The sequence below is a fragment of the Nocardia fodinahabitans genome, assembly GCF_052983615.1.
Genome location: NZ_JBRJJC010000001.1, coordinates 5,528,090 through 5,546,502 on the forward strand (window position 1 = coordinate 5,528,090; position 18,413 = coordinate 5,546,502).

At 70.2% G+C, this 18,413-nt stretch carries 15 protein-coding genes; 5 read left to right on the plus strand and 10 right to left on the minus strand.

Features of this window, described 5'->3' with window-relative positions:
* Window positions 1–11 precede the first annotated feature (11 nt).
* Window positions 12–773, minus strand: coding sequence for an SDR family oxidoreductase (locus NV348_RS25990; protein WP_447149184.1), 762 nt, complete (start codon window positions 771–773; stop codon window positions 12–14).
* Window positions 774–1,341: 568 nt separating this feature from the next.
* Between NV348_RS25990 and NV348_RS25995 the strand changes: the two genes are divergently transcribed.
* Window positions 1,342–3,618, plus strand: coding sequence for an Hsp70 family protein (locus NV348_RS25995; protein ID WP_447149185.1), 2,277 nt, complete (start codon window positions 1,342–1,344; stop codon window positions 3,616–3,618).
* A gap of 673 nt (window positions 3,619–4,291) precedes the next feature.
* Complete coding sequence (locus NV348_RS26000) at window positions 4,292–5,092, plus strand: HAD family hydrolase (RefSeq protein ID WP_447149186.1); 801 nt, start codon at window positions 4,292–4,294, stop codon at window positions 5,090–5,092.
* Between the two features lie 4 nt (window positions 5,093–5,096).
* Here NV348_RS26000 and NV348_RS26005 read toward each other — a convergent pair whose 3' ends face one another.
* Window positions 5,097–5,519, minus strand: a complete 423-nt coding sequence (locus tag NV348_RS26005) for a VOC family protein (protein ID WP_447149187.1) — start codon at window positions 5,517–5,519, stop codon at window positions 5,097–5,099.
* Between the two features lie 92 nt (window positions 5,520–5,611).
* On the opposite strand from NV348_RS26005, the gene NV348_RS26010 reads away from it, so the two are divergent.
* Window positions 5,612–6,550: a helix-turn-helix transcriptional regulator gene (locus NV348_RS26010; protein ID WP_447149188.1), complete on the plus strand. Its 939-nt coding sequence runs from the start codon at window positions 5,612–5,614 to the stop codon at window positions 6,548–6,550.
* Window positions 6,551–6,591: 41 nt separating this feature from the next.
* Here the strand turns inward: NV348_RS26010 and NV348_RS26015 are convergent, their stop codons facing one another.
* Together NV348_RS26015 and NV348_RS26020 are read right to left on the minus strand one after the other, a co-directional pair.
* The gene (locus NV348_RS26015) at window positions 6,592–7,281 is read right to left on the minus strand and encodes an SGNH/GDSL hydrolase family protein (protein WP_447149189.1); all 690 of its coding nucleotides are present in this window, start codon (window positions 7,279–7,281) and stop codon (window positions 6,592–6,594) included.
* Window positions 7,282–7,291: 10 nt separating this feature from the next.
* Complete coding sequence (locus NV348_RS26020) at window positions 7,292–8,710, minus strand: MFS transporter (RefSeq protein WP_447149190.1); 1,419 nt, start codon at window positions 8,708–8,710, stop codon at window positions 7,292–7,294.
* Window positions 8,711–8,812: 102 nt separating this feature from the next.
* Here NV348_RS26020 and NV348_RS26025 point away from each other — a divergent pair, with 102 nt between their 5' ends.
* Window positions 8,813–9,421, plus strand: a complete 609-nt coding sequence (locus tag NV348_RS26025) for a TetR/AcrR family transcriptional regulator (protein WP_447149191.1) — start codon at window positions 8,813–8,815, stop codon at window positions 9,419–9,421.
* 59 nt (window positions 9,422–9,480) lie between these two features.
* Here the strand turns inward: NV348_RS26025 and NV348_RS26030 are convergent, their stop codons facing one another.
* The 6 genes from NV348_RS26030 to NV348_RS26055 form a co-directional block, all read right to left on the minus strand.
* Window positions 9,481–10,425: a DUF8832 domain-containing protein gene (locus tag NV348_RS26030; protein WP_447149192.1), complete on the minus strand. Its 945-nt coding sequence runs from the start codon at window positions 10,423–10,425 to the stop codon at window positions 9,481–9,483.
* A gap of 565 nt (window positions 10,426–10,990) precedes the next feature.
* On the minus strand, window positions 10,991–11,776 hold the full coding sequence (locus NV348_RS26035) for a sirohydrochlorin chelatase (protein WP_447149193.1): 786 nt from the start codon (window positions 11,774–11,776) through the stop codon (window positions 10,991–10,993).
* On the minus strand, window positions 11,776–13,071 hold the full coding sequence (locus NV348_RS26040; RefSeq protein WP_447149194.1) for a sulfate adenylyltransferase subunit 1: 1,296 nt from the start codon (window positions 13,069–13,071) through the stop codon (window positions 11,776–11,778). Before NV348_RS26040 ends, NV348_RS26035 begins: the two co-directional genes overlap by 1 nt.
* Entirely contained in the window at window positions 13,071–14,030 is a 960-nt protein-coding gene (cysD, locus tag NV348_RS26045; RefSeq protein WP_355278694.1) for a sulfate adenylyltransferase subunit CysD, read from the minus strand. Before cysD ends, NV348_RS26040 begins: the two co-directional genes overlap by 1 nt.
* Window positions 14,031–14,102: 72 nt before the next feature.
* On the minus strand, window positions 14,103–14,822 hold the full coding sequence (locus NV348_RS26050; RefSeq protein ID WP_447149195.1) for a phosphoadenylyl-sulfate reductase: 720 nt from the start codon (window positions 14,820–14,822) through the stop codon (window positions 14,103–14,105).
* A 20-nt stretch (window positions 14,823–14,842) separates the two neighbouring features.
* The gene (locus NV348_RS26055; protein ID WP_447149196.1) at window positions 14,843–16,633 is read right to left on the minus strand and encodes a nitrite/sulfite reductase; all 1,791 of its coding nucleotides are present in this window, start codon (window positions 16,631–16,633) and stop codon (window positions 14,843–14,845) included.
* A gap of 570 nt (window positions 16,634–17,203) precedes the next feature.
* Between NV348_RS26055 and hemW the strand changes: the two genes are divergently transcribed.
* A complete protein-coding gene (hemW, locus tag NV348_RS26060; RefSeq protein ID WP_447151143.1) occupies window positions 17,204–18,391 on the plus strand; it encodes a radical SAM family heme chaperone HemW in 1,188 nt (395 codons plus the stop codon).
* Window positions 18,392–18,413 lie beyond the last annotated feature (22 nt).

Consider the following 18,413-nt stretch of genomic DNA (forward strand, 5'->3'; position numbering starts at 1 on the left):
CCTTCGGCGTTTCACTGCGCGGTGAAGCCGCCGTCCACCGTGACCGCCGCCCCGGTGACGAAAGACGCCTCGCCACTGAGCAGGAACGCGCACAGCGCCGCGATCTCGTCCGGCCGGGCGATCCGCCCGATCGGGTGCAGCGCCGCGATCGCCGCCTCGCCCTCGGGCGTCGCGCCCATCGAGGCGCGGAAGGCGGGGGTGTCGACCGCGCCGGAGACCAGCGCGTTGACCCGCACGCCTGCCGTCGCGGTCTCCAGCGCCACCGACCTGGTCAGCCCGACGACGCCGTGCTTGGCCGCCACATACGGTGCCACCGAGGCCATTCCGACCACACCGAGGTTGGACGCGTTGTTCAGGATCGCGCCGCCACCGGAAGCGGTGATCGCGGGTACCTGGTGCCGGAGCCCGTGGAACACCCCGGTGAGGTTCAGGTCGAGCTCGGCGCGCCAGGCCGCGTCGTCGATCTCGGCCACGCCACCGAACGCGGTGACCGCGCCCGCGTTGTTGAACGCCGCGTCGAGCCTGCCGTACTCGGTGACCGCCGCCTGGGTGAGCCGCTCGACATCGGCGTCGACGGTGACATCGGTGGGCACGAACAGCGCGCGCCCGCCCGTCGCCCGGATCTGCTCGGCGACCCGCTCGCCCTGATCCTTGCCCCGCGAGCCGAGCACGACCGCCGCGCCCTCGGACGCGACCCGCAGCGCGACCGCCCTGCCGATGCCGGAGCCGGCGCCGGTGATGAGGACGACCTGGTCGGCGAAACGAGTGGACATCTGTACCCTCTTCTCTCCCTGTGTATTTCGGAGAACAACTCCATGTCTCTCCGTACCTCGAGTCAACCGCGATCGACGGGGCGGTGCTGGCGGGTATCGGCCGTGACGTTGACGCGTCATAGTGTTTGGCGTGTACTTCGGTACGCGACACCCGAATTCGGCAAATTCGATAATGCGAGCGGCTGTAAAAGAATCAATTACCGGTCGGTAAGTGTGCCAACTGTGGCTCAAAACCGACCTCAGGAATGTATTCAACTGGCGTCCAAGTCGATTACTCGCAAGTAGCTGTATCTCGGAGTCTGTCAGTAGCTTTGACAACGTTCAGGGGACTGGACGACTGTCCGTATACCGGCTAACCAGCGGAAATCTCCTAACAAGGGCCAAAGGTCACGTGTTTCGTATCAATCAGGCAGCAATTCGGCTTTGGGCCGGTTAATCTGTGCGAGCTGTTTGGAAGACGACCGCGGCCACATGGTGCGCTCGCGTGCTGGACGTGGTCACGGTGCGTTGACGGGATAGCAAATACATGACCAGAGGTCTGGGCTTAAGCATCGGTACGGTCAATGCGATGTCGGCGGTGGTGGCCGATGATCCGGCCAAGCCGACGGTGCGCACACGGCGTACTGCACTCACCTTCGATGAAGCGGGTCGGCCGCGCATCGGGGCCATCAATGAGTTCGCTTCGGCGATAACGGATTTCGCGGATCTGAGCCGCGAGCCGGAGCCGATGGTGATCGGTGGCCGCTTCTTCTCGGCGACCAACCTGATCGCCGCGGTGGTCACCGGCCTGATCGAACTAGCCGAGCCGGCTGCCGGCGCCGTATTGACCTATCCGGCAGTGTATTCCGACAAACAGGTCGCGTTGCTCGGGCAAGCCCTGCACCTGGCGGGTGCCGGACAGGTCCTGCTCGCGCCGGAGCCGGTCGCCGCGGCCGAATGGCTGGAGGTCGACCAGGGGCCGCTGGCGCCGGGCTTCGTGCTCGTCTACGACCTGGGTGCGAACAGTCTCGACCTGACCGTGCTGCGCGTCGGCCCGGACTGGCCGCACCATCCGATGGTCGGAACTCCGGTGCGCTCCACCGACTTCGGCGGCAAACCGCTGGGTGAGATGGTCGCGCGCTACGCGGGGCCGGCCAAGGTGGGCCGCGCGACCCCCACGCTCACCTCGATGGTGAACACCGACGCGCTGCGGGCCGAGCACATCCGCGACACCTTCCCGCTGGTCAGCAAGAGCGTGGCCGCGGCGGGCCTGCGCCTGGCCGACCTCTCGCGCATCCTGGTCGTCGGCGGCGCCTCGCGGCCGCCGGAGGTCGCGCGCACGCTGGCCGAACTCGGCGTCCCGCTGGTCACCGTCGCCGATCCCGGTCAGGTGGTCGCCGCCGGCGCCGCCGCGCTGGCGGCCCGGACCTTCGCGCCGGTGCAGGAGGGCGGGTCTTCGGCACCGCATGTCGCCGTATTCTCCAGTGCAGCGGTCGTTTCCGCGCTCGCCATGTCGGCGATGACGGTGTTCGGCAGCCCCTTCGACCCGGGCCTCACCCCGGTGCTCGACCGGTTCCCGGCCCTCGGCGCCCCCGCCGACGCACTGCTCTACGACATGAGCGCCGACCTCGTCGCCGCGCAGAGCACCGGCCTGCTCGGTGCCGTCGACCCGATCACCGGCCGGGTCCGCGTCGCCGGCGCCACCGTCGCGCAGACCGCCTACGAGATGATCGTCGCCGGCGGCACCGCCGCCCGCGGTAAGACCGCCAACGGTGGCGAGCGGGGCAGCTCCCGCGACCAGGACGTGCGCAACGACTGTCGCCCACCGGCTCTCGCGCGGTTGACCTACGGCGACCCGGCACGTTTCATCAACCCGCTGCCCTTCCGGCTCGGCACCCCGACGCAACCGCAGGACGTGTCGACCACCCCGGGCCACCCCGACCTCCCCGGCGGCGGCCCCATCACCGCCCCCGGCCCGAGCGTCCCGTCCCAGGGCACACCGACCGCGCCCGGCGCCACTACTCCCGGCACCGACCCCTCGGCCCCGTCGACACCAGGCGGCACGACCACGCCGTCCACCGACACCGGTACCTCGGCACCGAACGAGGGAACCGGCACGGGCACAGCGCCTTCCGGCAGCACGACCGGCGATACCGACACCGGTGCCGGCACAGGCGGCACGACCGGTGAGGCTCCGGACGGCGGTTCCACTTCCGGCGGCACGACCGGTGGTAGCGCTCCCAGCGGTGGCACGACCGGTGGCACAGATACTTCCGGCACCGGCGGTACGTCCAGCGGTGGTGCGTCGAGCGGCGACTCCGACAGCGGAACGTCCGGTGGTGGTGCGTCGGGTGGAAGTGATTCGGGCGCTGGTGCTTCCGGCGGTGATTCGTCGGGTGGTGGTACTTCCGGTGGCGGCGCTTCTGGCGGTGGTGCTTCTGGCGGTGGTGCGTCGGGTGGCGGCGCTTCTGGCGGTGGTGCTTCTGGCGGTGGTGCGTCGGGTGGCGGCGCTTCTGGCGGTGGCGCGTCGGGCGGTGGTGCTTCCGGTGGTGCGTCGGGTGGCGGCGCTTCTGGCGGTGGTGCTTCTGGCGGTGGTGCTTCTGGCGGTGGTGCTTCCGGTGGTGGCGCGTCAGGTGGAAGTGATTCGGGCGGTGGCACTTCCAGCGGCGGAGCTTCCACGGGTGGATCCGGTGGTGCTTCCGGCGGCGGCACATCCTCCGGCGGATCAGCCTCCAGCGGATTCTCGTCCGGCGGTGGTGCCTCGGACGGTGGTGCTTCCAGCGGCGGCATGTCCTCCGGTGGGTCCAAGGGCGGCGGCGCGAGTGGCGGTGGCGGCGGAGGTGGCGGCGGCGGTTCGCGCCGCTGACCTTCCGAAGCTCTTCCACCTGACTCGCTCCGCGAGAACGATGGTGGTGACGGTTCGCACCGTGGTCCACCGATCCCCGTCCAGCGGATTCGATCTCGCAGCACAACGAGCGGCCGCCCGAGCCGCGAGCCAGCCCGAGAAGCACGGCTTCGGCCCGGTCGTCGAGGGTGTGCCCGAGCAGCACCGGCGTGCCGTCGCGCGCGGCTTCCGGCTGCCGCTCGCACCGGGCCGACCTCGGCGCAAGTGCGACCGGCGGCCGCTTCGTCCGTGCGCGGCTCCCAGTCGGTGGCAGCGCGGGAACCGTCCCCACCTGGACCGTCGAATACGGCGCGTCCCGCGTCCGTGCCGCCACCTCGGCGTGTTCACCGGGCACGCTTCAGGACCGGGGTGCCTCCTTCGCCGACGCAGGATCGGTGATCCAGGCGTCTTCTGCCGGGACAGAGCTGCCCTCGTACTCGGATGTCGTGGGTACGTGAGCATCGTGACTGTGCCGCCGGTGCGGAGTGCTCGACCTGACTGCTCGCGCCGGCCCCGTCTCGTGGCATCGATGTGCTTGTCTTGCGGGCGGGCATCCGGTCGATGCCGGCGGGATCGGTTGGGGGTGTGGGTGATTGTGGCTGGTAGGAGTGCTGAATTTCGGGTGGGTGTCGGTGGGGGCGGGCACAATGGGCTGATGGCATTACTCGGGGGAGCGCCGAAACTGATCGCGCTCGATGTGGACGGAACCCTGTTGGCGACGGGGTTCGAGGTGAGCGCGCGGGTCGCGGCGGCGGTGGCGGCCGCGGTGGCGGCGGGGGCGCACGTGGTGGTGACCACCGGGCGCACCCTGCTCACGACGCGGCCGGTGCTGACGGAACTGGGGCTCACCGAAGGCCATGCGTTGTGCTCCAACGGCGCGGTGCACATCGATGTGGCGCGGGGTGAGCCGGTCGCGGTGCAGTCCTTCGATCCCGCGCCCGCCATCCAAGCCCTGCGTGCGCTGTTCCCCGACATGATCTTCGCGGCCGAGCGGGTGGGCGAAGGCACCTGGGCGACGGGGCACGGACCGGGAGAGTTCCCCATCGGGGAGTTCCTGCTCGTCGACCACCAGATGCTGGGCAGCGCGCCGACGCCGCGGCTCAACGGCTGGTGGCCGGGCGGCACCGTCGAGGAGATGCTGGGCCAGCTCACCTCGCTGGAGGTGCCCGACGCCTCGTGGGCGCACGGCGAATTCGGGCCGTGGGTCACGGTGTCGCGCCGTGGCGTCTCCAAAGGCTGGGCGCTGGAACGGCTCCGGCTCGCGCTCGGCGTCGAACCGGAGGCCACCCTCGCCATCGGCGACGGTTTCAACGATCACGAGATGCTGCGCTGGGCGGCCCATTCCGTCGCGATGGCGGGCTCGCCGGACTCGGTGCTCGCGCTGGCCGACGAGGTGACCGGCGACGTCACCGAGGACGGTGTCGCCACCGTCCTCGAGCGCTGGTTCGCCGCCTGACCGGCTAGGCGGACGCCGCCGCGCCCGTCGGGGCGGTCATCGCGACGAAGTGCGGGTTGCTCATGATCCCGAGGACATTGCCGAACGGGTCGAGCACCGCCGCGGTCGCGAACCCCGCACCCTCGCCGCGCTCGGTGATCGGCTCGTACTCGGTGGCGCCGAGCTCGAGCAGCCGGGCGAAGGTGGCGGCGAGATCGTCGACATGCCAGAACACGACACCGCCGCCACCGGGGGCGTTGCGAGCGCCCGCGGGGGCGTAGGCGCGGTTGATGATGCCGAGCTCGGCCTGCATCGGCCCCACGCGGAACTCGTAGTAGCCGCCGGGCACCTCGTAATACGGTGCGAGGCCGAGGAACTCGGTGTACCAGTCCTTGGCGGCGGTGAGGTCGTCGGCGTAGTAGGTGGTGGTCGCCATTCCCTGCAGCATGTCTGCTCCCGATTGTCGTCGTTGTGGTGAGAACGACTCTGCCAGGCAAAGTGCTCACCGAATGAGCACTTTGTTCGGCAGAATCATCGAGTATGCGAGCGGACAGATTGGTGGCCACCCTGCTGTTGATGCAGGCGCGTGGCCGGGTGACGGCCGCCGAGGTCGCCACCGAATTGGAGGTCTCGGTGGCGACCGCACGCCGTGACCTGGAGGCGCTGTCGGCGGCGGGCATCCCGGTGTATCCGCAGGCCGGTCGTGGCGGCGGCTGGTCGCTGATCGGCGGCGCCCGCACCGACCTGTCCGGGCTGACCGCGGGCGAGACCAGAGCGCTGTTCCTGCTCGCCGGTCCGGCGGCGCAGGCCGCGCCGGAGGTGAAATCCGCCCTGCGCAAGCTGGTGCGGGCCCTGCCGCAGACCTTCCGGGCGGACGCGGCCGCGGCGGCCGACGCGGTTGTCGTCGATCCTGCTCGCTGGGGCAGGCCGGACCCGGAACCGCCTGCGGCCCTGCGGCTGTTGCAACAGGCGGTGGTCGATCGCCGCCAGGTCCGCATGGAGTACATGCGGGCGGGGGAGCGCACTGTCCGCGTGGTGCATCCGTGGGGATTGGTGGAGAAGGAGACGGTCTGGTACCTCATCGCGGGCACCGAGCGTGGTCGGCGGACTTTCCGGCTGGACCGGGTCGCTGCGGTCACCGTCCTCGACGACCCGGCCGACCGCCCCGCGGATTTCGACCTCCCCGCCGAGTGGGCGCGGATCGTCACCCGGATGGAGCAGCGGCGGGCCGCCGTCGCCGCGACGGTGCTGGTGTCGGCGACGCTCGCCCCGATCCTGGCCGATCAGCAGGGTCGCCATTGCACCCTGCTCGGACCGGCGGACGACGGCCGGGTCCGGGCGACCATCACCGCCGACACGGCGAAGATGGTCGCCCGGCAACTGGCGGGCTGGGGCGCCGACGTCGAAGTCGTCGGGCCACCGGAGGTCCGGGCCGAACTCGTCGCTCTCGGTACCGAACTGGTGCGCGACAACAGCTGACCGCCCCGTGGTGCCGGTGGACCGCCGGCACCACGACGGACTCAGCGGTCGATCCGCGCGGCCAGCGCCCGCACCACCTCGGTCGCCACGACCGCGTGCCCGCTCGTCGTGAAATGGATGAGATCGGCGCTCATCAGCCCCGGTCGCGTCCGCACCGGATGATCCCAGAACTCGGTGAGCACCGCGTCGTAGTCGGCGGCTACCGCGCGGACCACCTCGTTCAGCTCGGCCATCCGCGGCCGCATCGGCCGCATCGGCGCCATCCGCTCGACCGCCCACACATCGGCCACCGTGAACACCGACAGCTGCGCTCCCGTCGCGGCCAGCGCGGCGAACATCGCCGACAGGTTGTCGCGCAGCCGGTCCGGGTCGCCGCCCGCCTCGAACAGGTCGTTGCCCCCGCAGCTGATGTGCACGAGATCCGGCGCGAATTCCAGGATCTCGGGCAGCTGGTGCTGTCTGACCTGGGTGCTGGTCGCGCCGATCCGGCCCGTGTTGCGATACTCCAGCGCGGGATGCACCGACGACAAGGTGGCGGCGACCCGATCGGCCCAGCCGGTCGCCGCGTAGCCGGGGCTGGGATCGCCGGTGCCCGCGGCGATGGAGTCACCCAGCACCGCGAAGCGCTGCCACGGCGCGTCGCGCAGCAGCGCGACCGCGTCATCGGGGTGCAGCAGCAGCGGATCGTCGGCTTCGGTGTACTGCTCGGACAACGGTGTGGTGGAAGACATCTCACAACTCCTAGCGGTCGGTACGGGCCTGCGACGGGACGACGAGCAACAGCGTGACCGCGAGACCGATGGCCGCGCCAACGGCGAACACCGTGTGGAAGGCGCGCACCGCGTCGTCGGGGACCGCGGTGAAGACGGCCGCGAGCACCGCCACCCCGAGCGCGCCACCCACCTGCCGGGCGGTCACGTTCATGCCGATCCCCGCCGCGAACTGTTGTGGGGGAACCGAACTCGCGGCCGCGGTGCCGAGCACGGTGACCACCACGCCGATCCCGCCGCCGCCGAGCAGTCCGGCGGGCACCCACGCCGACCACAGGGCGGGATCGGGGCCGAACGCGTCGGTGCTCATCCAGGCCAGCGAGGCGGTGTACATCAGCGCGCCGACCACTCCGGCCCAGCGCTGCCCCTGCGGTGCGGTGATCCGGCCGACGATCACCGAGGTCACCATCGAGGCCGCCGCGCCGACGGTCAGCGCCGCGGCCGATTCGAGCACCGAGTATCCCCAGAGCGCGTCCAGGAACATCGGTCCGGCGAGCAGCCAGGCGAACATCGTCGCGCCGAACAGGAGCGAGCCGGCATTGGCGAGCGCGAATTGCCGGTTCCGCCACAGCGCTACGGCCACGGCCGGATCGGGGTGCCGCATCGAGCGCACCAGCGCGAAGGCCACCAGCACCGCGCCGCCGATCAGCGCGGCGAGCGTGCCGGGCGCCGTCCAGCCCCAGCTCTGGCCCTCGGTGACGGCGGCGACGACCGCGCCGAGGCCGAGCGCGACGGCGAGCGTGCCCAGCGGATCGGGCAGTGCGGCGTCGCGGCGGGCGTCGTCGGCGCTCGGTAGCCGCAGGCCGGGCACGATCAGCGCGAGCGCGATCGGCACATTGACGAGGAATACCGCGCGCCAGCCCAGGCTCTCCACCAGCGCGCCACCGATGGCCGGACCGACCACGGCGGCGAAACCGCCCGCGGCCGTCCAGACGGCGATGGCGGAGCCGATCTTCTCCCGTGGCGTGGCCGCCAGTACCAGCGCGAGCGCGGCGGGCACCATGAACGCCGCCGTCATGCCCTGCAGGACCCGTCCGGCGATAAGCCAGCCCGCGCTCGGCGCGAGCCCGCACAGCAGCGAGGTGACGGCGAATCCCGCCAGTGCCAGCGCGAACATCCGGCGCCGTCCGAGCACGTCGGCCAGCCGGCCCGCCGGGGTCAGGAGCGCGGCGAAGGCGATCGCGTAGCCGCTGACGATCCAGGTCAGCGTGCTGGTCGCGGTGCCGGGGTAGGTGGTGGCGATGGTCGGGAACGCGATGTTGACCACGGACAGATCGAGGAAGGCGATGAACGCGGCGCCCGCGGCCACGGCCAGGGTGCGGCCCGCGGCGCCGGTATCGGGTGTCGTGCTGGTCGGCGAATCTTCGGGCCGAGCAGAAACGTCGGTCATGAGGGGTCCTTCACGGAGGAGAAATAAGAACGTACGATCGTTCGTAGATAAAAGTACGACCGATCGTTCGCCTATGCAAGAGGTGGTGGAACAATGGAGTTCATGACCCAGCTGACCGAGTCCGGCGACCAACGACTGGCCAAAGGTGCCCGCGCCAGGGCGACCATCGCGCGCCGCGCCGCCGAGCTGGCCTCCATCGAGGGGCTGGACGGCATCAGCATCGGCATGCTCGCCACCGACCTCGGGATCAGCAAGAGTGGCATCGCCACGCTGTTCGGCACCAAGGAGGCGCTGCAGCTGGCCGCCGTGGCGTCCGCCCGTGAGGTGTTCATCGAACGGGTGATCACGCCGAGCCTGCGGGAACCTCGCGGCGTCGGCCGGGTTCGAACGCTGATCGACCGCTGGTTCGCGCACATCGAGGATCCGCCCTTCCCCGGCGGCTGTTTTCGCGTCGCCACGCTGACCGAGTACAGCAGCAAGGCGGGTCCGGTCCGCGATGCCGTGGTGGCCGACCACGACGAGTGGCTGGCCCTGCTCGCGGTCGAGATCCGCAAAGCGCAGGAACTCGGCGATTTCGCCGACGCCGACCCGGAGCTGCTGGTGTTCGAACTCGACGCGGTGGTGAGCGCCGCCAATATCGCACGCCAGATCGGGGATTCGGCACGGGTCGAGGTCGCCCGCGCCATCGCCACGCGCCTGCTCGCGTCCTAGCCCGGAAACGCCGATGGCGTCGCCACCCGGCTGGGGTGGCGACGCCATCGTTCGGCGATTCAGTGGTGGTGTGCGTGTCCGGCGTGCTCGTCGTGGCGCGCTGTCGCGATGCCCGCGGTGAGCGTGAACGCCGCGGTGCGGACCACGTCGCCGTGCCGGAAATCGAGGAACAGGCGGTAGGTGCCGGGGCCGGGAACCGCGGTGTGGAAGGTGATCTCGGGGCCGGCCGGGGTGACGCCGTCGCCCGGTTCGCCGTTCGGATGCACGTGCACGTAGGCGAGATCGCCCGCGCGCAGGATCACCAGATGGCCGAAGGCGGCCAGGTAGGGCTGTAGATCCGTCACCGGCACACCATCTTTGCGTACGGTCAGCGTGAGCAGCTCGCCCTCGGCGCGCAGCTCGCCGTCGACGGTGACCTCGTAACCGTCGACGGTCGCGGTGCGGCCGAATGCCGGAACCGGCTGCGGCGCGTAGTGACCCGCGATCGCGAGGTCGGCGCCGAGGGTGATCGTGCGGCCGAGCGCGCGCGGCGCGATATCGGTGAAGACCCGGTAGGCGCCCGCCTCGGGCAGGTCGAGGCGGATCACCCAGGTGCCGTCGGCCTCGCGCACCGGATGGACGTGCCAGAACCCGGTCAGCTCCCGGCGCGCGACAATCAGATGGAGCTCGCGGTCGTGGATCGGGTCGAACTCGGTGACGGCAGCCCCGTCCGGTCCGAGGATCCGGAACCGGAAATCGATGCCGCCGGGCGCGGCGATCGTGGTGTCGAGATCGAGGGTGTACCCGTCCTGGGTGACCAGCAGCCCGCCCGGCCCGCCCGCGCCGTGACCGGCGTGAGCGTCGCCGTGACCGGGCTCGGCGGCGGCGTGCTTGCCATGTCCCTGGTGCGCCGCGTGCGCGGCGGTATCGATTCCGTTGTCCGCGTGGTTGTTCTGGTGCGTGTCGTGCGCGGTCTCAGCGTGTCCGGCGTGGGTGTGGTGTCCGGCGTGGGCGTTGGTGGTCATCGTTGTCGCCTCTCTCTGTTCGCTGTGCGTTAGGACGAACATATACCCCTGGGGGGTATAGGTGAAAGGGTTGTGACCTGTGAGCTGGGTCACGGACGACTGGGCGCCCCGGGGCAGTGCTGGGCGTTCCAGAAACCATGGCGATGGCGCCCTGTCAGTAGATCTGGAAGATCACACCGGACGCGGCGCCCCGGATCGGCGGTCGCGGCGGTAGCGGCGCGGTCGGCCGGTCGGCCTGGCGCTTGCTCGGGACGTCGCCTGCGGTTCGTTGACGGTGCGGATCGCCGTCGACACTCGTGGGTGGCCACCCATGGGGTGCCGCCGAGCAGTGCCGTCGAGCCGACCGCCGCGGCGCCGAGGAGTCAGCGCATCCCATTCGAGACGCCCGGCATCCCCGCCGATCCCGGCGGTGGTGTTCCGATCGACTACACCCTGAGGTCGGCTCCCGAGAACACGCCGGTGGAAATCGTTGCGGCCGTGCTGGATCCGATCGCTGCCGAGGTCGCGCCCGCCTCGATGCCGGCGGCACCGGAATCTGCGGTGCCGCGCCCTCGAGGCGGATCGCTCAGGCGGTCAGTTCCCACTCGGCGCCGACCGTCACGTCGTAGCGATCCCACACGACGGCGGCGAGCAGCGGGTGCGTGCCGAGCGTCGGGGCATGGGTGAATTCCGGTGCGGCGGTGCGCAACCGGTCGGTGAGTAGGCCGGGCGCGAGGAACCACGGCGCGACGACGACGTGCTCGGCGCCACGGTCGCGCAGCCGATCGATCGCCACTCGCACGGTGGGTTCGCTGGTCGCGAAGCAGATTTCGGTGAGCAGCCCGGTGCGCCGGGCGACCAGCGCGGCCACGTCGGCGGTGCGCTCGTTGGCGCCGGCCCGCGCGGAACCGACCGCGGCGACGGCGATCCCGATCCGGCCCGCCGTGTCACCGGGGATCGCCGCGACGATCCGGTCGCACAGGGCGGTGAGCAGGCGTGGGTCGGGGCCGAGGACATCGGCCTGATCCAGCTGGAGCAGCGGATGCCTGCGCCGTGCCGCGTCGAGCAGACCGGGCAGGTCGACGCGGGCGTGGAACGCGCTGCCGAGCAGCATCGGTACCACGATCGCTCGGGTGAACCCGTGCGCGGCGACCCCGTCGACGACCTGGTCGACGGACGGCGCGTTGAGATCGAGAAAGGCGAGCCGGACGGTCAGGTCCGGCCGCTGCGCGGCGACCAGATCGCGCACGGCCGCCGCGTTCGCCGCCGAACGCGGGTCACGGCTGCCGTGGGCGACCAGGATCAGCGCGGGCTCGCTCCCGCCGCGCGGCGCCACGACGGCACCACGCAGCGGGGCGAGCACAGGCGTCATCAGACCGCGGTACCGACCTCGACCGAGGTCAGCACATCGCCGACCAGGCCGGCGGCCAGGGTGTTGCCACCGGCGGGGTCGATCAGCAGGAACGATCCGGTGTGCCGGTTGGTGCGGTAGTCGTCGGCCGGGATCGGCTCGGCCAGGCGCAGCGACACCCGGCCGATGTCGTTGAGCTCCAACGTCTCCGGGCTCGGCTCGGCGGTCAGGGTCTGCTCGTCGAACCGCTCCACGAGCGCGCCGACGATCGCCTGCGTGGTCTTGGCACCGTGCTTGAGCAGCAGCCGGGCCCCGGGACGCAGCGACTTGTCGCCGAGCCAGCACACGGTCGCGTCGAAGGTGTCGATCGCCTCCGGCGCGTCGGCGACCGAGGCGATGATGTCGCCGCGCGAGATATCCACCTCGTCGGCCAGGATCAGCGTCACGCTGCGGCCCACCTGCGCGACGGCGAGTTCGCCGTCGGGGGTGTCGATGCGCTCGACCGTGGTGCGCTTGCCCGAGGGCAGCACCACGATCTCGTCACCGGGGGAGACCGAACCCGCCGCGATCTGACCCGCGTAGCCACGGTAGTCGGGGTACTCGGCGGTGCGCGGACGGATCACGTACTGCACCGGGAAGCGCAGGCCGAGGGCGTGCGTGCCGGTCGAATCCGCGTCCACCGGCACCGATTCCAGGTGCTCGATCAGCGAGGGGCCGTCGTAGTACGGGGTGTTGTCCGAGCGGCTGGCGATGTTGTCGCCGTGCAGCGCCGACACCGGGATCTCGAGGACATCGGAGTCGGCCCAGCCCAGCTTCGAGGTCAGCGAGTTGAACTCCGCGGAGATCTCGGCGAACACCTCGGCCGGATTGTCGACCAGGTCGATCTTGTTCACCGCCAGCACCAGCTTCGGCACACCCAGCAGTGCCAGCACGGCGGCGTGGCGGCGGGTCTGCTCGATGACGCCCTTGCGCGCGTCGACCAGCAGGATCACCAGCTGCGCGGTGGACGCGCCGGACACCGTGTTACGGGTGTACTGCACGTGACCGGGGGTGTCGGCCAGCACGAAAGACCGCTTGGGCGTGGCGAAGTAGCGGTACGCCACATCGATGGTGATGCCCTGCTCGCGCTCGGCGCGCAGACCGTCGACCAGCAGCGACAGGTCGGGGGTGGACAGACCCTTGTCGACCGAGGCGCGGGTGACGGCGTCGATCTGATCGGCCAGCACGGACTTCGTGTCGTAGAGCAGCCGTCCGACCAGGGTTGACTTGCCGTCATCGACAGAACCGGCGGTGGCCAGCCTCAATAGGTCGGACATCAGAAATAACCCTCTCGCTTGCGGTCTTCCATGGCGGCCTCGGACACGCGGTCGTCGCCACGGGTCGCACCACGTTCGGTCAGTCGGGACGCGGCGACCTCGGCCAGGATGGCCTCGTTGTCGGCGGCGTCGGAGATGATGGCGCCGGTGGTGGAGCCGTCGCCGACGGTGCGATAGCGCACCGAGCGGGTCTCCAGCACCTCGTTCTCGGCCGGGCCACCCCACACGCCGGGGGTCATCCACATGCCGTCGCGCTGGTACACCGGGCGCTCGTGGGCGTAGTAGATGCTCGCCAGGTCGATGTCCTCGCGGGCGATGTAGCGCCAGATGTCGAGCTCGGTCCAGTTGCTCAGCGGGAACACCCGCACGTGCTCACCCGGGGCGTGTTTGCCGTTGTAGAGGTTCCACAGCTCGGGGCGCTGGCGCTTCGGGTCCCACTGGCCGAAGGCGTTGCGCAGCGAGAAGATCCGCTCCTTGGCGCGCGAACGCTCCTCGTCGCGGCGGCCGCCGCCGAAGACCGCGTCGAACCGGTGCTCGGTGATGGCGTCGAGCAGCGGGACCGTCTGCAGCGGGTTGCGGATGCCGTCGGGGCGCTCGGTGAGGCGGCCGTCGGCCAGGTACTCCTCGACCGACGCGACGTGCAGGCGCAGGCCGTACTTCTCCACCACCTTGTCGCGGAACTCGAGCACCTCGTCCAGGTTGTGCCCGGTGTCGACGTGCAGCAGCGCGAACGGCAGCGGCGCGGGCCAGAAGGCCTTGAGCGCCAGGTGCAGCAGCACGGTCGAGTCCTTGCCGCCGGAGAACAGGATCACCGGCCGCTCGAATTCGCCCGCGACCTCACGGAAGATGTGGATCGCCTCGGATTCCAGCGCCGCGAGGGTGTCGAACTCGGTCAAGCCGAGGTCGCGTTCGGTGGTGTTGGTACTCACAGGCTCACTCCCGGTGGTGGTGATGGTCATGCTGTGTCCTATCTGCCTGTCCGCGGGGCCCTCCGTGGTGACGCAGGCTGCCGCCTCGGGGCCCTGATGCGGTCAGGCGGTGTGCAATCCGCATTCGGTCTTGGCGAGGCCGGCCCAGCGGCCGCTGCGCGGATCGGACCCCGGCTCGGGCTTACGCGTGCACGGTGCGCAGCCGATGGACGGATAACCCTCCTCCACCAGGGGATTGACGAGGATGCCGTTGGCCTCGATGTAGGCCTGCATCTCGTCGTCGGACCACGGTGCGATCGGGTTGATCTTCACCAGGCCGAAGCCTTCGTCGAAGGAGATCAGCGGTGCGTTGGCGCGGGTGGGAGCCTCGACGCGGCGGATACCGGTGATCCAGGCGTTGTAGCCGGCCAGCGACTTCTTCAGCGGAACGACCTTGCGCAACCGGCAGCATTCGGCGGCGTCGCGGGCGAACAGATCCTTGCCGAGCAGCTGATCCTGCTCGGTGACACTGTGTTCGGGGCGCACGTTGACCACGTTCACGCCGTACACGGCCTCGACCGCGTCGCGGGTGCCGATGGTCTCGGCGAAGTGGTATCCGGTGTCGAGGAACAGCACGTCGACGCCGGGCCGGGTCTGCGCGGCCAGGTGCACCAGCACGCCGTCCTGCATGTTCGACGCGACGATGTAGCCGCTGCCGAAGACACGGTCGGTCCAGGCGATCAGGTCGGCGGCCGATGCCTCGGTGCCGAGTTCGGCCGCGCCCTGCTCGGCGATGGCCCGCAGCTCGTCTTCGGACAGCTTGGCGGCGAGATTCGTTGTCACAGTTGAGATCCCCTCATCCACTAGCGGAGGTCGGCCTCGTCGGCGCGCACGGCCCACACCGCGAACCGCTCACCGGCTTCCCGGTTCTTGACGAAGTTGCGGACGACGCGGTCGATGTAGTCACCGAGCTCGACGCTGGTCACCTTGTGCTGACGCAGCTTGCGGCCGAATCCGGAATCCAGGCCGAGGCTGCCGCCCAGGTGAACCTGGAAACCCTCGACCTGATTCCCGTCGCCGTCGTCGACGAGTTGGCCCTTGAAACCGATGTCGGCGATCTGGGACCGGCCGCAGGAGTTCGGGCAGCCGTTGATGTTGATGGTGATCGGCACGTCGAGTTCGGCGTTGATGTCGGCCAGACGCTGCTCGAGCTCCGGCGCGAGCACCTGCGAACGCTTGCGGGTCTCGACGAAGGACAGCTTGCAGAACTCGATGCCCGAGCAGGCGAGCAGGTTGCGCCGCCAGATCGACGGACGGGCCTGCAGACCCAGCGGCTCGAGCTCGTCGATCAGCGCGTCGACCTGGTCGTCGGCGATGTCGAGGATGATCAGCTTCTGGTACGGGGTGAACCGGATGCGGTCCGAGCCGTACTTCTCGGCGGCGTCGGCGACCTTGCTCAGGATGGTGCCCGAGACGCGACCGGCGATGGGGGAGAAGCCGACGGCGTTGAGACCGTTGCGCAGCTTCTGCACGCCGACGTGGTCGATCGGCTCGGCGGGCTGCTCCGGTGCGGGACCGTCGATCAGCTTGCGCTTCAGATACTCGTCCTCGAGCACCTGACGGAACTTCTCGATGCCCCAGTCCTTGACCAGGAACTTCAGGCGGGCCTTGGTGCGCAGGCGGCGGTAACCGTAGTCGCGGAACAGCGAGACCACGGCCTCCCACACGTCGGGTACCTCGTCGAGCGGCACCCACGCGCCGACCCGCTTGGCCAGCATCGGGTTGGTCGACAGACCACCACCGACCCAGAGGTCGAGACCGGGGCCGTGCTCGGGATGGTGCACGCCGACGAAGGCGACGTCGTTGATCTCGTGCACCACGTCCTGCTGGCCCGAGATCGCGGTCTTGAACTTGCGGGGAAGGTTGGAGTACTCCTTCTTCCCGATGTAGCGCTTCACGATCTCGTCGATCGCCCAGGTGGGGTCGATGATCTCGTCGAGCGACTCACCGGCCAGCGGCGAGCCGAGGACGACGCGGGGGCAGTCACCGCAGGCCTCGGTGGTGTGCAGGCCGACCGACTCCAGCCGGCGCCAGATCTCCGGGACGTTCTCGACCTCGATCCAGTGGTACTGGACGTTCTCGCGGTCCGACAGGTCGGCGGTGTCGCGGCCGAACTCGGTGGAGATGCCACCGATGGCGCGCAGCTGAGCGACATCGAGCGCGCCCGCGTCGCAGCGCACCCGCATCATGAAGTACTTGGCTTCGAGGATGTCGATGTTGTCGTCGTCGGTCCAGGTGCCGTCGTAGCCCTCTTCGCGCTGGGTGTAGAGACCCCACCAGCGGAAGCGGCCGCGCAGATCGGCCTTGTCGATCGAGTCGAAGCCGCCCTTGGCGTAGATGTTCTCGATGCGCGCGCGCACGTTGAGCGGGTTGTCGTCCTTCTTGGACTGCTCGTTCGGGTTCAGCGGCTCGCGGTAGCCGAGGGCCCACTGGCCTTCGGAGCGGCGGCGGACCGGCTTGCCGGTGCGCTCGCGCGGCGCGACGGGGGCTTCGCTGCGCGGCCGATCGGGTCGGACGCGGCGTTCGGCGGCCGGGCGCTCGGGGCGGGCCGGCGTCGACTGTTCGGTCGAAGCGGCGTCGGTGCTCGACGTCATGTGGGGTCGCTCCTGCGGGGTGGGTGATACATCCGTGCTGAAGGCGCGAGGGGCTGGCTCGCGTCAGGTGGTCAGCGGGCCGATGAAAGTCGATGGCACCGGGGGAAACCCGGGCGTGGACGCCGCTGCGCTACCGGTGGAAACCGGGCCGACAACAGGCGCTGCAGACACGCTGGAAGTCGACGTGGCGACGGGCCACGAGTCGTACTCCAGTTGCGTGCATGGGCCTATTGTGCCATGTCAGCCCGGTCGTTCCGACCGCAAGGAGATATTTCCCGCACTTTCGAGGGAAATTCCCTGGACGGTCGTCCCGTTCTGTGACGGGGGTCATAGTTCACCTGCTGGAAGCGACCTGTGATTCGTCATGGGCTCCGGTTGTGCGGTGTGGCACAACGCGTTGACGCGATCTGGACGACCGGCCACGCTCACCGCCGACCGGAACACCCCGTGGTGTCCGGCTGATCGTCGGCCGGCGGCCCCGCGGCCGCCGGCGGCCCCAGCGTGCCGGAGCCGACGGGAGCCCGGCAGACTGGTGGGGTGACTATCAGCGCTGCTTCCGGGGCTCCCGGCGTGACACCGGCCGATGCCGATCGGCCGGTGCTGCGCGACTTCGGGGGCGGCGCGTTCGGGGTCTACGTGCACGTGCCGTTCTGTGCCACCCGGTGCGGGTACTGCGACTTCAACACCTACACGGCAGGGGAGCTGGGCACCTCGGCATCGCCGCAGTCGTGGCTCGAGGCGTTGCGCGGTGAGCTCGCGACCGCGGCGACCGAGTTCGCCGCGTTGCCGAGCACGACACCGGCGGTGTCGACGATATTCGTCGGCGGTGGCACCCCCTCGCTGCTCGGCGGCGACGGACTGGCCTCGGTCCTGGACGCGGTGCGCGCGAACTTCACCCTGGCCGTCGATGCCGAAGTGACCACCGAATCCAATCCGGAATCCACCTCGCCGGAGTTCTTCGAGCGCATCCGGGCCGCCGGCTACACCCGGGTGTCGCTGGGCATGCAGTCCGCGGCACAGCACGTGCTGAAGATCCTGGACCGCACGCACACGCCCGGCCGCGCGGTCGCGGCGGCGAAAGAAGCCAGGGCCGCCGGATTCGACCACGTCAATCTCGACCTCATCTACGGCACACCCGGCGAGACCGACACCGATCTGGACGCGAGCCTCGACGCCGTACTGGCTGCCGGGGTCGACCATGTCTCCGCCTACTCCTTGATCGTCGAGGACGGAACCGCCTTGGCGCGCAAGGTCCGTCGCGGTGAACTGCCCGCCCCCGACGAGGACGTCCTCGCCGCCAGGTACGAGCGCATCGACGCCCGCCTCGCCGACGCGGCCCTGTCCTGGTACGAGGTCTCCAACTGGGCGGCCGACGACGCCGCCCGCTGCCGCCACAACCTCGGCTACTGGGACGGCGGTGACTGGCTCGGCGCAGGCCCCGGCGCGCACAGCCACGTCGGCGGTGTCCGCTGGTGGAACATCAAGCACCCCGCCCGCTACGCCGACCGTGTCGCGCTCGGCGGCCTGCCCGCCGCGGGCTGGGAAGCCCTCACCGACGACGAGCGCTACACCGAACACCTCATGCTCACCGTCCGCCTCCGGACCGGTCTGCCACTGGCCACCCTCGCGCCGACGGCCCGTCCCGCGCTGGACCGTGTCCTCACCGACGGCCTCGCCGAGATCGCCGACGACCACCTCGTCCTCACCGACCGGGGCCGTCTGCTCGCCGACGGCGTGGTTCGCGACCTGCTCGACTGACCCGCGGAAATTCGGTGTCGGT

Coding starts and splice junctions, on each gene's coding strand:
- NV348_RS26055 (WP_447149196.1), bottom strand. CDS start 16,633: ATGACGTCGAGCACCGACGCCGCTTCGACCGAACAGTCGACGCCGGCC.
- NV348_RS26015 (WP_447149189.1), bottom strand. CDS start 7,281: ATGTCTTCCACCACACCGTTGTCCGAGCAGTACACCGAAGCCGACGAT.
- NV348_RS26020 (WP_447149190.1), bottom strand. CDS start 8,710: ATGACCGACGTTTCTGCTCGGCCCGAAGATTCGCCGACCAGCACGACA.
- NV348_RS26000 (WP_447149186.1), top strand. CDS start 4,292: ATGGCATTACTCGGGGGAGCGCCGAAACTGATCGCGCTCGATGTGGAC.
- NV348_RS26040 (WP_447149194.1), bottom strand. CDS start 13,071: ATGTCCGACCTATTGAGGCTGGCCACCGCCGGTTCTGTCGATGACGGC.
- NV348_RS25995 (WP_447149185.1), top strand. CDS start 1,342: ATGTCGGCGGTGGTGGCCGATGATCCGGCCAAGCCGACGGTGCGCACA.
- cysD (WP_355278694.1), bottom strand. CDS start 14,030: ATGACCATCACCACCACCGGGAGTGAGCCTGTGAGTACCAACACCACC.
- NV348_RS26025 (WP_447149191.1), top strand. CDS start 8,813: ATGACCCAGCTGACCGAGTCCGGCGACCAACGACTGGCCAAAGGTGCC.
- NV348_RS26010 (WP_447149188.1), top strand. CDS start 5,612: ATGCGAGCGGACAGATTGGTGGCCACCCTGCTGTTGATGCAGGCGCGT.
- NV348_RS26005 (WP_447149187.1), bottom strand. CDS start 5,519: ATGCTGCAGGGAATGGCGACCACCACCTACTACGCCGACGACCTCACC.
- NV348_RS26030 (WP_447149192.1), bottom strand. CDS start 10,425: ATGACCACCAACGCCCACGCCGGACACCACACCCACGCCGGACACGCT.
- NV348_RS26035 (WP_447149193.1), bottom strand. CDS start 11,776: ATGACGCCTGTGCTCGCCCCGCTGCGTGGTGCCGTCGTGGCGCCGCGC.
- NV348_RS25990 (WP_447149184.1), bottom strand. CDS start 773: ATGTCCACTCGTTTCGCCGACCAGGTCGTCCTCATCACCGGCGCCGGC.